This is a genomic window from Variovorax paradoxus (assembly GCF_040544635.1).
Classification (GTDB): Bacteria; Pseudomonadota; Gammaproteobacteria; order Burkholderiales; family Burkholderiaceae_C; genus Variovorax; species Variovorax paradoxus_R.
This window is the reverse complement of the sequence record NZ_JBEPKJ010000001.1, coordinates 207,803-221,839: the sequence shown is the minus strand read 5'-3', so window position 1 is coordinate 221,839 and position 14,037 is coordinate 207,803. Positions and strand designations below refer to the sequence as shown.

At 66.4% G+C, this 14,037-nt stretch carries 11 protein-coding genes; 7 read left to right on the top strand and 4 right to left on the bottom strand.

Features of this window, described 5'->3' with window-relative positions; translation table 11 throughout:
- Positions 1-8 precede the first annotated feature (8 nt).
- A complete protein-coding gene (locus ABIC94_RS01100) occupies positions 9-710 on the top strand; it encodes a heme-copper oxidase subunit III family protein (protein ID WP_354370717.1) in 702 nt (233 codons plus the stop codon).
- Between the two features lie 8 nt (positions 711-718).
- Positions 719-1,033 carry a cytochrome C oxidase subunit IV family protein gene (locus tag ABIC94_RS01095; protein ID WP_354370715.1) on the top strand — a complete coding sequence of 105 codons (315 nt, stop codon included), beginning with the start codon at positions 719-721 and terminating at the stop codon, positions 1,031-1,033.
- A gap of 16 nt (positions 1,034-1,049) precedes the next feature.
- Here ABIC94_RS01095 and ABIC94_RS01090 read toward each other — a convergent pair whose 3' ends face one another.
- Genes ABIC94_RS01090 through ABIC94_RS01080 form a run of 3 tightly spaced genes read right to left on the bottom strand, consistent with a single transcriptional unit; the run spans position 1,050 to position 4,254 of the window.
- Positions 1,050-2,675, bottom strand: a complete 1,626-nt coding sequence (locus ABIC94_RS01090) for an MFS transporter (RefSeq protein ID WP_354370714.1) — start codon at positions 2,673-2,675, stop codon at positions 1,050-1,052.
- A 15-nt stretch (positions 2,676-2,690) separates the two neighbouring features.
- On the bottom strand, positions 2,691-3,461 hold the full coding sequence (locus ABIC94_RS01085; protein ID WP_126748586.1) for an amino acid ABC transporter permease: 771 nt from the start codon (positions 3,459-3,461) through the stop codon (positions 2,691-2,693).
- A gap of 34 nt (positions 3,462-3,495) precedes the next feature.
- Positions 3,496-4,254 carry a basic amino acid ABC transporter substrate-binding protein gene (locus ABIC94_RS01080; protein ID WP_354370712.1) on the bottom strand — a complete coding sequence of 253 codons (759 nt, stop codon included), beginning with the start codon at positions 4,252-4,254 and terminating at the stop codon, positions 3,496-3,498.
- Between the two features lie 194 nt (positions 4,255-4,448).
- Between ABIC94_RS01080 and ABIC94_RS01075 the strand changes: the two genes are divergently transcribed.
- Positions 4,449-6,137: a M28 family metallopeptidase gene (locus tag ABIC94_RS01075; protein WP_354370711.1), complete on the top strand. Its 1,689-nt coding sequence runs from the start codon at positions 4,449-4,451 to the stop codon at positions 6,135-6,137.
- Positions 6,138-6,166: 29 nt separating this feature from the next.
- Here ABIC94_RS01075 and ABIC94_RS01070 read toward each other — a convergent pair whose 3' ends face one another.
- Positions 6,167-6,673, bottom strand: a complete 507-nt coding sequence (locus tag ABIC94_RS01070) for an Lrp/AsnC family transcriptional regulator (RefSeq protein ID WP_354370709.1) — start codon at positions 6,671-6,673, stop codon at positions 6,167-6,169.
- Between the two features lie 180 nt (positions 6,674-6,853).
- Between ABIC94_RS01070 and ABIC94_RS01065 the strand changes: the two genes are divergently transcribed.
- The 4 genes from ABIC94_RS01065 (at position 6,854) to secF (ending at position 13,999) form a co-directional block, all read left to right on the top strand.
- Positions 6,854-10,462, top strand: a complete 3,609-nt coding sequence (locus ABIC94_RS01065; protein ID WP_354370708.1) for an indolepyruvate ferredoxin oxidoreductase family protein — start codon at positions 6,854-6,856, stop codon at positions 10,460-10,462.
- 258 nt (positions 10,463-10,720) lie between these two features.
- Complete coding sequence (yajC, locus tag ABIC94_RS01060; RefSeq protein ID WP_126748582.1) at positions 10,721-11,053, top strand: preprotein translocase subunit YajC; 333 nt, start codon at positions 10,721-10,723, stop codon at positions 11,051-11,053.
- An 84-nt stretch (positions 11,054-11,137) separates the two neighbouring features.
- Positions 11,138-13,021, top strand: coding sequence for a protein translocase subunit SecD (secD, locus tag ABIC94_RS01055; RefSeq protein WP_354370707.1), 1,884 nt, complete (start codon positions 11,138-11,140; stop codon positions 13,019-13,021).
- Between the two features lie 18 nt (positions 13,022-13,039).
- On the top strand, positions 13,040-13,999 hold the full coding sequence (secF, locus tag ABIC94_RS01050; protein ID WP_354370705.1) for a protein translocase subunit SecF: 960 nt from the start codon (positions 13,040-13,042) through the stop codon (positions 13,997-13,999).
- Positions 14,000-14,037 lie beyond the last annotated feature (38 nt).

Below are 14,037 nucleotides of genomic sequence, written 5' to 3'. Positions count from 1 at the left end.
GACGTCTCATGAACAACACCGCAACGATCGCAGCAACGCCGTTGAATCCGACCATCGCCGCAAGCGGCTGGCGCGGGTTGATTGCCGACTGGTCTTCCGATCGCCAGGCGTTCCACGTTTCGTGGGGCAAGGCGATGATGTGGATCTTCCTGCTCAGCGACACCTTCGTCTTCAGCTGCTTCCTGACCGGCTACATGATGGTGCGCGTCTCGACCACCGTGCCGTGGCCCAACCCGAGCGAGGTGTTCGCGCTCCATGTGGGGGGCGCCGACATCCCGTTGCTGCTGATTGCGATCATGACCTTCGTGCTCATCACCAGCAGCGGGACGATGGCCATGGCCGTCAACTTCGCCTACCGCGGCGACCGCGTGAACGCCGCCACGCTGATGCTGGTGACCGCGACCTTCGGCGAATTCTTCGTCGGCATGCAGGCCTTCGAGTGGTCCAAGCTGATTCTCGAAGAGGGCGTGCGGCCCTGGGGCAACCCGATGGGGGCGGCGCAGTTCGGCTCGGCCTTCTTCATGATCACGGGCTTTCATGGGCTGCACGTGTCGGCCGGCGTGGTGTTCCTGTTCGTCGTGGCCTTCAAGCTGATGCGCGGCGACTATGACAAGGCCGGCAACTACCAGATCGTCGAGATTGCCGGCTTGTACTGGCACTTCGTGGACCTGGTGTGGGTGTTCATCTTTGCGCTGTTCTATCTCTGGTGAGGACGATCATGAACCCCGGCACAGGCCAACAACATCCGATCAGCCTCTATCTGAAGATCTGGGGGCTGCTGTTCGTGCTCAGCGCGATGTCGTACATGGTCGACTATTTCCATGTCGAGGGTTATCTGCGCTGGACCCTGATCATCACCTTCATGCTGCTGAAGGCGGGGCTGATCGTCGCGGTCTTCATGCACATGGCCTGGGAGCGGTTGTCGCTGGTCTATGCCGTTCTGCTGCCGCCCTTGTGCCTGCTGGTCCTGGTCTGGCTGATGGCGGCGGAGGCCGGCCATACCTTCCTGACGCGGCTGCAGTTCTTCCACTGAAGGCGTGGCGGGCCGCTCAGCGCCGCACGATGTAGCGCGTGACAACCGGCTGTGCTTCGCCGATGTGGAATGCGAGCCGGCGCTCCCGCAGCGCCATGTCGCTGGCGGTGGCGCGGTTGAAGCGCCGCAGGTGGTCGGTCCACGAGTCGTCGACGATCTGCTCCACGTAGCGGCTCGGCTGCGCGATGTCGTGCAGCAGCTCCCAGCCGATGGCGCCCTGGCTCAGGCGCGCGCGGCGCGTCTGCTGCATCACGAGGTGGAAGGCCGCCGCGCGCGCCGGCTCGATGAGGTATTCGACCGTGATCACCACGCGGCCGTCTTCCTGCGGTGCTTCGGCCGGCGGGCCGGCGGCCCAGCCGGCTTCGGCGGGGCGGGTGTCGTCTTCCCCGGCGCCGTCGGTCACCCAGCGCAGCGCCACCAGCATCAGCAGCGTGCCGCTGACGGAGGCGATGGCAAGGCTCAGGTGCAGCGCCGTGACCGTGGCCACCTGGCCCCAGAGCGCCGCGCCGATCGCGCTCGCGCCCATGATCGCCATCTGGTAGGTCGACATGCCGCGCGCCCGCACCCAGTCGGGCAGCGCGAGCTGCGCCGACACCGAGAGCGAATTGGCCACCGTGATCCAGGCCATGCCGCCGAAGAACATCGCGGGCACCGCCACCCATGCGTTGGGCGCAACGGCCATCACCGCGGTGGCGAGCGACTGCAGCACCGTGCCGCGCAGCACCAGCTGGTCGCGCCCCAGCGCCTGGCGCAGCCGCGGCAGAAACAGCACCGCGATGATCGCGCCCGAGCCCATGGCGGCCAGCAGCAGCGTGAAGGTGCCGGCGCCGCCGCCCTCGAGGTTGCGCGCCAGGAGCGGCAGCAGCGCGAGCAACGCGGTGGAGTGAAAGAAGAAGATCGTGATGCGAGAGAGCACGGCGCGCATGCGCTGCGACTGCCAGACGAACTGCACGCCCACGCGCATCGCGCTGATGAGCTTCTCGCGGCCCAGCGGATTGGGCGTGTGCTCGCGCCGCCAGCGCAGCACCACGAAACCCGAGGCCACCGACAGCACCGCGTTGAGCGCAAACACCCAGACGCTGCCCGCGCTGGCAATGAGCATGCCGGCCGTGAGCGGGCCGATGATGCGCGAGGCGTTCATCGCAATGCCGTTGAGGCCCAGCGCCGCCGGCAGCTGGGCCCGGGGCACCAGTTCGGGCACGATGGCCGAGAACACCGGCCAGCGCAGCGCCAGTCCGATGCCGTTGGCGAAAGTGAGCGCCAGCAGCAGCGGCGCGGTCATCATGTCCAGCGCAATGGCCGCGCACAGCACGATGGCCGTGCCCGCCAGCCAGAACTGCGTAGCCACCAGCCAGCGCCGGCGGTCCAGGATGTCGGCCAGCGCCCCGCTGGGCAGGCCCAGCAGGAACACCGGCAAGGTGGAGGCCGACTGCACCAGCGCCACCCAGATGGGCGAGGTGGTCAGCGAGGTCATCATCCACGCCGCCGCCACGTCGCTCATCCACATGCAGATGTTGGCGATGAGCCAGGTGCTCCACAGCATGCGGAACACGGGCAGCTTGAGCGGCTCCAGCGCCGCGAACTTCGGCGGCTGCGGCCGGGCCGGGGGAATGGGTGTCTCTTCGGGGGAAATCGGTGGCATGTGGCCCGATTGTGCCTATCCCCTGTCGCTGCGCGCCAGGCGGTGTTCGAGCCGCCGCAGCATCGTGGTGAGCACGAGCGTCATCACCCAGTACACCACCGAAATCGCGAGGTACGGCTCCCAATAGCGCGCATAGGCGCCCGCCACGGTGCGCGCGGCGTAGGCCAGCTCGGCCAGCCCGATGGCCGAGACCAGCGAGGTGTCCTTCAGCAGCGCGATGGCGTTGTTGCCCAGCGGCGGCAGCATGCGGCGGAAGGCCTGCGGCAGGACCACATAGCGCATGACCTGCATGGGCGTGAAGCCGATCGACCGGCCGGCGTCGAACTGTCCGCGCGAGATCGACTGGATGCCGGCGCGGAACACCTCCGAGATGTACGCCGCCGAATTGAGCGTGAGCGCCACCACGCCCGAAATGAGCGCGCCATGCTCTTGCTTGAGCGTGCGCGCCAGGTCGCCATCGATCAGCAGGCCCGTGCTGGGGTGGATGAACACCGGCATCACCGCGAAGTGGATCAGCAGGATCTGCACGAAAAGCGGCGTGCCGCGGAAGAAGCTCACGTACACCGTGGCCGGCCAGCGCAGGAAGAACCGCGCAATCCAGGTCCACGGCGCATGGCGCGGCTGGGCGAGCCGCGCGAGCGCAAGGCACAGGCCCCAGCTCGAACCCAGCAGCACGCACACCACCGTCATGCGCAGCGTCATCCAGGCGCCTTGCCAGAACAGGTCGCTGTACTCGACCAGGATGTCCCAGCGGAACCATCCGAACAACAGGATCGGCTGTTCCATTAGGGCTCCCTCGCGCTCGAACCGGACGCGCCGCTCATCGGGCGTTCGGGTCCTTGTTGAACCACTTCTTGTAGATGGTGGCGTAGCTGCCGTCAGCGCGAACCGCGGCGAGGCCGGCCGTGAGCTTGTCGAGCAGCGCCTTGTCGCCCTTCTTCACGACGATGCCGAAGCCTTCCTCGGGGAAGGACTTGTCGTCGAGGGTCTTCAGTTCGGGGTGTTGCGCCACGCGGTAGGCGATCACGCCGTTGTCGCCCATGGCGGCATCGACGCCGCCACCGGCCAGCTCGGAAATGATGAGCGGCGTGCTCTCGAAGCGGCGGATGTTGGGGTTGGTCTTGCCGAACTCGCGCGAGGCGATGTCGTCGGCGGTGGAGGCGCTCACCACGGCAATCTTCTTGCCGGCGAGGTCCTTCAGCGAGGCGACCGTGCTGCCCTTGGGCAGCGCGATCAGCTGGCGCGCCGCGAAGTAGGGCGGCGTGAAGTCGTAGCTCTGCTTGCGCTTCTCGTTGATGGTGACGCCCGAGATCACCAGGTCGACGTCGCCGTTGTTGAGCGCGCCGAAGATGCCGGTGAATGGCGTGTTGACGACCTTGATCTTCAGGCCTTGCTGCTTGGCAATGGCGTTGATGATGTCGATGTCGAAGCCGACGATCTGCTTGTCCTTGTTCTCGAAGGCGAAGGGCGCGTAGGTGGCGCTCGAGGCCACCGTGAGTTCACGGTTCTGGGCGTGGGCACCGAAGGCGAGCGTGGCGGCGGCAAGGCCGAGTGCCAGGGCGCGGCGGATGGGGTTCATTCGAGGGTCCTCTTTTTTTCCGCAGAAGGCGGTAGGTGGTGGGCAAAGATTTTAGGCCGGCGCTATCGGCCGTCTCCTGGCGAGCTTGGCCGTGTGGGCGAGCTAACTAAGGTTCTCCGGGAGAGACCGGGGGCATAGAGCGGCAGCCGTGGCTTGCTGACTAGCATCCGGGCATTCCCATTCCGGAGCCTCGCATGACCCAGCGGCTTGCCCTTCCTCGTCTTCTTTGCGGCATCGGCCTCGCATGGAGCGCCGCCGGCGCGCTGGCGGCCGATGATCCGGCGCCGCGCTTCGATCCGCAGCGCCTGTCGCAGATCGTGAAGACGATCTCCGCCGATGACTTCGAAGGCCGCGCGCCGGCCACGCCGGCGGAGGCGAAGACGGTCGACTATCTCGTGGCCCAGTTCAAGGCCGCGGGCCTCGCGCCGGGCGGCGATCTCGAAGGCGGCCGGCGCGGCTGGACGCAGTCGGTGCCGCTGGTGAAGACCGAGTTCCGCGGCACGCCGCAGTTCACGCTCCAGGTGGGTTCGCAGCGCGATGCGCTCGCGCAGGGCGAGCAGATCGCGGTGCGCGCCGCGCTCGACGGCTCGACCACGGTCGCAATCCAGCAGGCGCCGCTGGTCTTCGTGGGCTACGGCGTCAGCGCGCCCGAGCGGCGCTGGGACGACTACAAGGGCATCGACCTGAAGGGCAAGATCGCCGTCGTGCTGGTGAACGACCCCGATTTCGAAACCGGTGCGGACGGCACTGGCGATTTCGGCGGCAAGGCCATGACCTACTACGGCCGCTGGACCTACAAGTTCGAAGAGGCCGCGCGCCGCGGCGCGCTGGGCGTGCTGATCGTGCACGAGACCGCGCCGGCCGCCTACGGCTGGGCCACGGTCAAGAACTCCAACACCGCGACCATGCTCGACATCGAGCGCGACCAGCCGGCAGCCGTGCATCCGAAGCTGGAGGGCTGGATCCAGCGCGACGTGGCGGTCGATCTGCTGCGCCGCGCGGGCCTGGACTTCGAGGCGCAGAAGAAGCTCGCGCAGACGCGCGAGTTCCAGCCGCAAGTGCTCAAGGACGCGAGCCTGTCGGCCGAGTACGCGATCGACCGGCAGGTGATCGTCTCGAATAATGTGGTGGGCCGCATCGAAGGCAGCAAGCGCCCCGGGGAGACCGTGATCTACAGCGCCCACTGGGACCACCTGGGCGTGGGCGCACCCGACGCCAGGGGCGACAGGATCTACAACGGCGCGGTCGACAACGGCACCGGCCTGGCGGCGCTGATCGAGATGGGCCGCGCCTTCGCGAGTGCGCCCAAAAAGCCCGAGCGCTCCGTCGTCTTCCTGGCCGTGACGGCCGAGGAGCGCGGCCTGCTGGGCTCCGAGTACTACGGGGCCAAGCCGCTGTACCCGCTGGCGAAGACCGTGGCCGTGATCAACATGGACGCGCTCAGCCCCGAAGGCCCGGCGCGCAATTTCAGCACCTCGGGCAGTGCGGCCTCGCAATTGCAGGACCTTCTGGTCGAACAGGCCAAGGGGTTCGGCCTGGCCTACACGCCAGACCCGCACCCCGAGGCCGGCTATTTCTTCCGCTCCGACCATTTCTCCTTCGCCAAGCGCGGCGTGCCGGCGCTGTCCTTCGCCTCCGGCAACGACTGGGTGGAAGGCGGCCTCGCGGCCGGCGAAGCGGCCAGCAAGGCCTACACCGCCGGGCGCTACCACCAGCCGGCCGACGAATGGCGCGCCGACTGGTCCTTCACCGGCATGGCGCACGATCTGCCGCTGCTCTACCGCGTGGGCGAGACGCTGGCCAACAGCCGGCGCTGGCCCGAGTGGGGGCAGGCGTCGGAATTCCGCGCAACCCGCGACGCGAGCCGCGGCGATCGGCGTTGATGGCAGGCACTCATCGGGTCGCCTCCGCGCTACGCGTCGCGGCTCGCGCGGCGCGTGGTGGGGCCACCGAGATGGGTCAGCGGCAATGCGCTGCTCGCCTTCACCTCGCCCAGCGAAAAGCTGGTGTGCAGGTCTTTCACGTTGGGCAGGTTCATGAGGTGCTGGCGCGCGAAGGCCGAAAAGCTGTCCAGGTCCTGCGCCACCACCTGCAGTTCGAAGGTGCCGGTGCCGCTGATGTAGTGGCAGGCCACCACTTCGGGCAGCTTGCGGATCGCGTCCTCCAGCTTCCGGGTGGCGTCGTTGGTGACGCGTTCGGTGTCCACGCGCACGAAAGCGAGCACGCCGAGCCCTATCTTGTGACGGTCGATTTCGGCGTGATAGCCCTTGATGAAGCCGGCTTCTTCCAGCGCACGCACCCGGCGCCAGCAAGGCGCGGCCGAGAGCCCCACGCGCTGCGCAAGCTCGGCATTCGTAAGGCGGCCGTCGGCCTGCAGTTCTTGCAGGATTAAGAGGTCGAACTTGTCTATGCTTTCCATAAGTGGCAATCTTAAGCAAGATTCTTTCTGAAAGCCGGTTTTCAGGGGCACAGAACGCAAACACCTGTCGCGGACCCCGGCATACACTTTGCGTGATCATGGGCTCGCGCCCTACCCGGGCACAGACCCACACGCCATCAGCCAGGCCCACGAGGCCCTGCCACACGGAGACAGACAAACATGAACGCACCGCTGCCCGAGCACATTCGCAAGGCCCTCGAGACGGTCACGCTCGACGACAAATACAGCCTCGACTACGGCCGGGCCTTCATGAGCGGGGTGCAGGCGCTGGTCAAGCTGCCGATGCTGCAACGCCTGCGCGACAAGCAGGCCGGCAAGAACACCGCGGGCTTCATCAGCGGCTACCGCGGCTCTCCGCTCGGCGGCTACGACCAAGCGCTATGGAAGGCCAGCAAGTTCCTGAAGGAACAGAACATCGTCTTCCAGCCGGGCGTGAACGAAGAACTCGCCGCCACGGCGCTCTGGGGCACCCAGCAACTGGGCTTCTCGCCCGCGGGCACCAACAAGTTCGACGGCGTCTTCGGCATCTGGTACGGCAAGGGCCCGGGCGTGGACCGCTGCTCCGACGTCTTCAAGCACGCCAACATGGCGGGCACCACCGAGTGGGGCGGCGTGATCGCGGTGGCGGGCGACGACCACATTTCCAAGAGCAGCACGGCCGCACACCAGAGCGATCACATCTTCAAGGCCTGCGGCACGCCGGTGTTCTTTCCGACCAACGTGCAGGAAATCCTGGACCTGGGCATTCACGCCTTTGCGATGAGCCGCTTCTCGGGCATCTGGTCGGGCATGAAGACGATCCAGGAAATCGTCGAGTCGAGTTCCACGGCCATGATCGACCCGGACCGCGTCGAGATCGTCATTCCCACCGATTTCCAGATGCCGCCCGGCGGCCTGCACATCCGCTGGCCCGACCACGCGCTGGAGCAGGAAGCGCGCCTCATGCACTACAAGTGGTATGCCGCGCTGGCCTACATCCGCGCCAACCGGCTGAACCACAACGTGATCGAGGGCCCGAACGACCGCTTCGGCATCATGGCCAGCGGCAAGGCCTACAACGACACCCGCCAGGCCCTGATCGACCTGGGCCTGGACGACGCCACCTGCCGCCAGCTGGGCATCCGGCTGCACAAGGTGGGCGTGGTGTGGCCGCTGGAGGCGCAGCTCACGCGCGACTTCGCCACCGGCCTGCAGGAAATTCTGGTGGTGGAAGAAAAGCGCCAGGTCATCGAATACCAGTTGAAGGAAGAGCTCTACAACTGGCGCGCCGACGTGCGCCCCACCGTGCTGGGCAAGTTCAACGAGCTCGACGGCGATTTCTCCGGCGGCGAATGGGCCATGCCCAACCCCACGGCCAACACGCTGCTGCGCGCCAACGCCGACCTGAACCCGGCGCTCATCGCCAAGGCCATTGCGCAGCGCCTGCGCAAGCTGGGCATCCTGGAGCAGGCCGGCGCCGACATGCGCGCGCGCATCGATGCGCAAATGGCCATCCTCGAAGCCAAGGAGCGCTCGATGGAAGTGCTCAAGGTGGGCGGCGTGCAAGGCGCCGACCGCCAGCCCTGGTTCTGCTCGGGTTGCCCGCACAACACCAGCACCGTGGTGCCCGAGGGCTCGCGCGCCATGGGCGGCATCGGCTGCCACTTCATGGCGACCTGGATGGACCGCTCCACCATCGGCTTCACGCAGATGGGCGGCGAGGGCGTGCCGTGGGTGGGCCAGCAGCCCTTCACCACCGACCAGCACATCTTCGCGAACCTGGGTGACGGCACGTACTTCCACAGTGGCCTGCTCGCCATCCGCCAGAGCATTGCCGCGGGCGTGAACATCACCTACAAGATTCTCTACAACGACGCGGTGGCCATGACCGGCGGCCAGCAGGTCGGCGAGCGGCCCGAAGGCCACTCGGTGCTGCAGATTGCCGAAAGCCTGCATGCCGAAGGCGCGAAGAAGGTCGTCATCGTGACCGACGAGCCCGAGAAGTACGAGGGCGTGACCATCCCCGGCGACCATGTGGCGGTGAAGCACCGCGACCTGCTCGACGAGATCCAGCGCGAGTTCCGCGCCATCCCGGGCACCACCGCCATCATCTACGACCAGACCTGCGCCACCGAGAAGCGCCGCCGCCGCAAGCGGGGCACGGCCGTCGATCCGGCCAAGCGCGTGGTCATTAACGACCTGGTCTGCGAAGGCTGCGGCGACTGCAGCGTGCAGAGCAACTGCCTGTCGGTCGAGCCGCTCGAAACCGAGTTCGGCCGCAAGCGCACCATCAACCAGAGCAGCTGCAACAAGGACATGAGCTGCCTGAAGGGCTTCTGCCCCAGCTTCGTCACGGTCGAAGGCGGGCAGCTCAAGAAGAAGACGAAGAGCAAGGCCGATACGCCGCTCGAACTCGGTCCGCTGCCCGAGCCGGCCGTGCCGGTGCTGGCGCAGGGCCAGGTGTGGGGCATCGTGGTGGCCGGTGTCGGCGGCACGGGCGTGATCACCATCGGCCAGCTGCTGGGCATGGCGGCGCACATCGAGGGCAAGGGCATCGTCACGCAAGACGCGGCCGGCCTCGCGCAAAAGGGCGGCGCCACCTGGAGCCATGCGCTCATCGGCGAATCGCAGGACGCGATTCGCACCACGCGCGTCGGCACCGCCGCGGCCGACCTCATTCTGGCGGCCGATCCGCTGGTGGCCGTCAACGCCGAAACCCTGGCGCGCATGCGCGAAGGGCGCACGCACGTGGCGCTCAACACGCACAGCACGCCAACGGCCGCCTTCGTGCGCAATGCCAACTGGGTGAATCCGCAGGACGACTGCGCGAACGAGATCGCGCGCGCCGTGGGCGTCGACGGCCTCGGCACCTTCGACGCCGATGCCGCCGCCACCACGCTCATGGGCGACAGCCTCTACGCCAATCCGATGCTCTTGGGCTTTGCCTGGCAAAAGGGCTGGATTCCGCTGGCGCTCGAGTCGCTGATGCGCGCCATCGAGCTCAACGCCGTGGCCGTCGAGAACAACAAGGCCGCCTTCGCATGGGGCCGCCAAGCGGCCGCCAACCCGGCCGCGCTGCAAAAGCGCGTGCGCCCGGGCCAGGTCGTCGAGTTCAAGAAGCGCGAGACAGTCGAAAGCCTGGTGGCGCGCCGGGTCGAATTTCTCACGGGCTACCAGAACGCGGCTTACGCCGACGAATACCGGCAGTTCGTGGGCAAGGTGCAGCAGGCCGAATCGGCACTGGGCAAGACCGCGCTGACCGAGACGGTCGCCCGCTACCTGTTCAAGCTCATGGCGTACAAGGACGAGTACGAAGTTGCCCGCCTGCATACCGACCAGGCTTTCCTCGCCCGGGTCGAAGGCATGTTCGAGGGTGAAATGGGCAAGGATTTCAAGCTCAACTACCACCTCGCGCCGCCCATCATCGCCAGGAAGAACGCCAAGGGCGAGCTGCAGAAGCAGAAGTTCGGCCCCTGGATGCTCTCCGGCTTCAGGCTGCTGGCCCGGCTCAAGGGCCTGCGCGGTACGGCCTTGGACATCTTCGGGCGCACCGAAGAGCGCAAGACCGAACGCGCGCTCATCGGCGAATACCGCGCGAGCATCGAGGAGGTGATTTCCGGCCTGCGCGCCGAGAACCACGCCCTGGCGCTGGAGATTGCCAGCCTGCCCGAGCAGATCCGCGGCTACGGCCACGTGAAGGAGCGCAACCTCGCCGCTGCCCGCACCCGCTGGAGCGAGCTGCTCGCCAAGTGGCGCAACCCGCAGCCGGTGCAGCGCGCGGCGGCCTGATTTTTTGGGAGCAGCCGGCCTCCGGCTGCTCCTTGCTCCCGAAAAGATAGCGCCAGACGCGCGCCCCAAGCCCTGGAAAGCCCTGCCCGGCGCGCCGGATAAGCGCGCGGGGCAGGGCATTGCCACGAATACAATGCCCGCTGCTGTGCGCGGCCGATGCCGCTTCACGCTCTGACTCGCGGCCTTTTCCACGGGGCTGCGGAACCGCGGGCCCGTTCCGCGCTTCTGACATTCCTCTTCTCTCTGCTGGAGACTCTCTTGTTCATTTCCTCTGCTTTCGCCCAAACCGCGCCCGCTGCTTCCGGCGGTGGCGACATGTTGTCTTCGCTCGGCAGCATGCTGCCCCTGGTGCTGATGTTCGTGGTGCTGTATTTCGTGATGATCCGTCCGCAAATGAAGCGCCAGAAAGAAGCCCGCGCCATGATCGAAGCGCTGGCCAAGGGCGACGAAGTGGCCACGGCCGGCGGCGTGCTCGGCAAGATCACCTCGCTCGGCGACCAGTACCTCGGCCTTGAAATCGCCAATGGAGTGGAGATCAAGATCCAGCGCAGCGCTGTGGTCCAGGTCTTGCCCAAGGGTGCGGTCAAGTAGCAATAAACGCGAGGCGGGGTCTTGCGCTTTGCGGCGCCGGGCCTCAAGTCACGCCGTGTTCCCGTTTCTGAAAAGCGCTTTCTCATGAACCGTTATCCGGTCTGGAAGTACACGATCATCGTGATCGTGCTGCTTGTGGGGTTGATCTATTCCCTGCCCAATTTCTTCGGCGAGGCGCCTGCCGTGCAGGTGTCCGCGGCCAAGTCGACCGTCAAGGTCGACGCAGCCACCCAGAGCCGGGTCGAGGAGGCGCTGAAAACAGCCGGGCTCACGCCCGACCTGCTCGCGATCGAGGGCACCTCGCTGCGCGCGCGTTTCGCCACGACCGACGACCAGCTCAAGGCACGCGATGCGGTGCAACGCGCGCTGGTGCCCGATCCGGCAGACCCGCCTTATGTGGTGGCATTGAACCTGGTTTCGCGTTCGCCGGCCTGGCTCGCATCGCTGCATGCGTTCCCGATGTACCTCGGCCTCGATCTGCGCGGCGGCGTCGACTTCCTGCTGCAGGTCGACATGAAGGGCGCCATCGACAAGAAGGCCGAATCGTTCGCGAGCGACCTGCGCACCACCTTCCGCGACAAGGGCATTCGCGGCACCTCGGTGAGCCGCAACGGCCAGACCCTGGAGGTTTCGTTCCGCGATGCGGCCGCGCAGCAAACAGCCAAGCAACTGATCCAGGACCAGTTCCCGGATCTCGCGACCACCGAGACGCAAGAGGGCAGCAACTGGCGCCTCACGGCCACCATCAAGCCCGAAGCCGCGCGCCGGCTCCAGGACGCGGCGCTCAAGCAGAACATCACCACCCTGCACAACCGGATCAACGAACTCGGCGTGGCCGAGCCGGTCATCCAGCAGCAGGGCCTCGATCGCATCGTGGTGCAGTTGCCCGGCGTGCAGGACACGGCCAAGGCCAAGGACATCCTGGGCCGCACCGCCACGCTCGAAATGCGCCTGGTCGACGAAAGCGCCGAAGGCCGCGCGGCCGAACTGGGCGGCGGACCGGTGCCCTTCGGCTCCGAGAAATTTCTCGAACGCAACGGCCGCCCGGTCATCGTGAAGAAGCAGGTGCTCGTCACCGGCGAAAATCTCACCGACGCGCAACCCGGCTTCGACCAGCAGACCAACCAGCCCAAGGTCGACCTGACCATGGACGCCAAGGGCGGCCGCATCATGCGCGACGTGAGCCGCGAGAACTACAAGAAGCGCATGGCCATGCTGATCTTCGAAAAGGGCAAGGGCGAAGTGCTCACGGCCCCGTCGATCAACGGCGAGCTCGGCAACCGCTTCCAGATCTCGGGCTCGATGACCGTATCCGAAGCCGCCGACCTTGCGCTGCTGCTGCGCGCCGGTTCGCTGGCCGCGCCGATGGAAATCATCCAGGAGCGCACCATCGGTCCGACGCTGGGTGCCGACAACATCGAAAAAGGCTTCAAGAGCGTGATGTACGGCTTCATCGCGATCATGGTCTTCATGTGCGCGTACTACGCACTGTTCGGCCTGTTCTCGTCGATTGCGCTGGCCGTCAACCTGATGCTGCTGGTGGCCATTCTCTCGATGCTGCAGGCCACGCTCACGCTGCCCGGTATCGCGGCCATGGCGCTGGCCATCGGCGTGGCCATCGACTCGAACGTGCTGATCAACGAACGCGTGCGCGAAGAGCTGCGCAACGGCGCCTCGGCGCAGGCTGCCATTCATGCCGGATACGACCGCGCCTGGGGCACGATTCTCGACTCCAACGTGACCACGCTGATCGCCGGTATCGCCTTGCTGGCCTTCGGCTCGGGCCCGATCCGCGGTTTCGCGGTGGTGCACTGCATCGGCATCGTCACCTCGATGTTCTCCGCCGTGTTCTTCTCGCGCGGCCTCGTGAACTTCTGGTACGGCCAGAAGAAGAAGCTCAAGACCGTGTCGATCGGCACGGTGTGGCGGCCCAAGACCGACGGCACCGCCGTGGCTGACGGCAAGTAAAGGTCAAGGACAAGCGCCATGGAATTCTTCCGCATCCACAAGACCATCCCGTTCATGCGCCATGCATTGGTGCTGAACATCATTTCCTTTGCCACCTTCGCACTGGCGGTGTTCTTCCTGCTGCACCGCGGGCTGCACCTGTCGGTGGAGTTCACGGGCGGCACCGTGATGGAGGTCGCCTACCAGCAGTCGGCCGACATCGGCAAGGTGCGCGAGGCCGTCAGCAAGCTCGGGTATCCCGAAGTGCAGGTGCAGAGCTACGGCACTTCGCGCGACGTGCAGATTCGCCTGCCGGCGCAGAAGGGCATGAACTCCGACCAGCAGAGCGCGCAGGTCATGCAGGCGCTGAAGTCGGTCGACCCGTCGGCCACGCAGCGCGGCATCGAGGTCGTGGGCCCGCAGGTGGGCGACGAGCTCACCACCAACGGGCTCAAGGCGCTCGGCATGGTGGTGGTCGGCATCATGATCTACCTGGCGGTTCGCTTCGAGTGGAAGTTCGCCGTGGCAACCGTGCTGGCCAACCTGCACGACGTCATCATCATCCTGGGGTTCTTTGCCTTCTTCCAGTGGGAGTTCTCGCTCGCGGTGCTCGCGGCGGTGCTCGCGGTGCTGGGGTATTCGGTCAACGAATCGGTCGTGATCTTCGACCGGGTGCGCGAGAATTTCAGGCGCTACCGCAAGATGAGCACGGTCGGGATCATCGACAACGCGATCACCTCGACCATCAGCCGCACCATCATCACCCACGGCTCGACGCAGCTGGTGGTGCTCTCGATGTTCTTCTTCGGCGGACCGACACTGCATTACTTCGCGCTCGCGCTGACCATCGGCATCTGCTTCGGCATCTACTCGTCGTGCTTCGTGGCGGCGGCGATTGCCATGTGGCTCGGCATCAAGCGCGAAGACCTGATCAAGGGCCCGCCGGTCAAGCGCGATGGCGATTCCGAGGACGACCCGAACGCCGGCGCCGTGGTCTGACGGCATCGAATCGAAGGGAAGCGCCGCGGGAAGTCAGC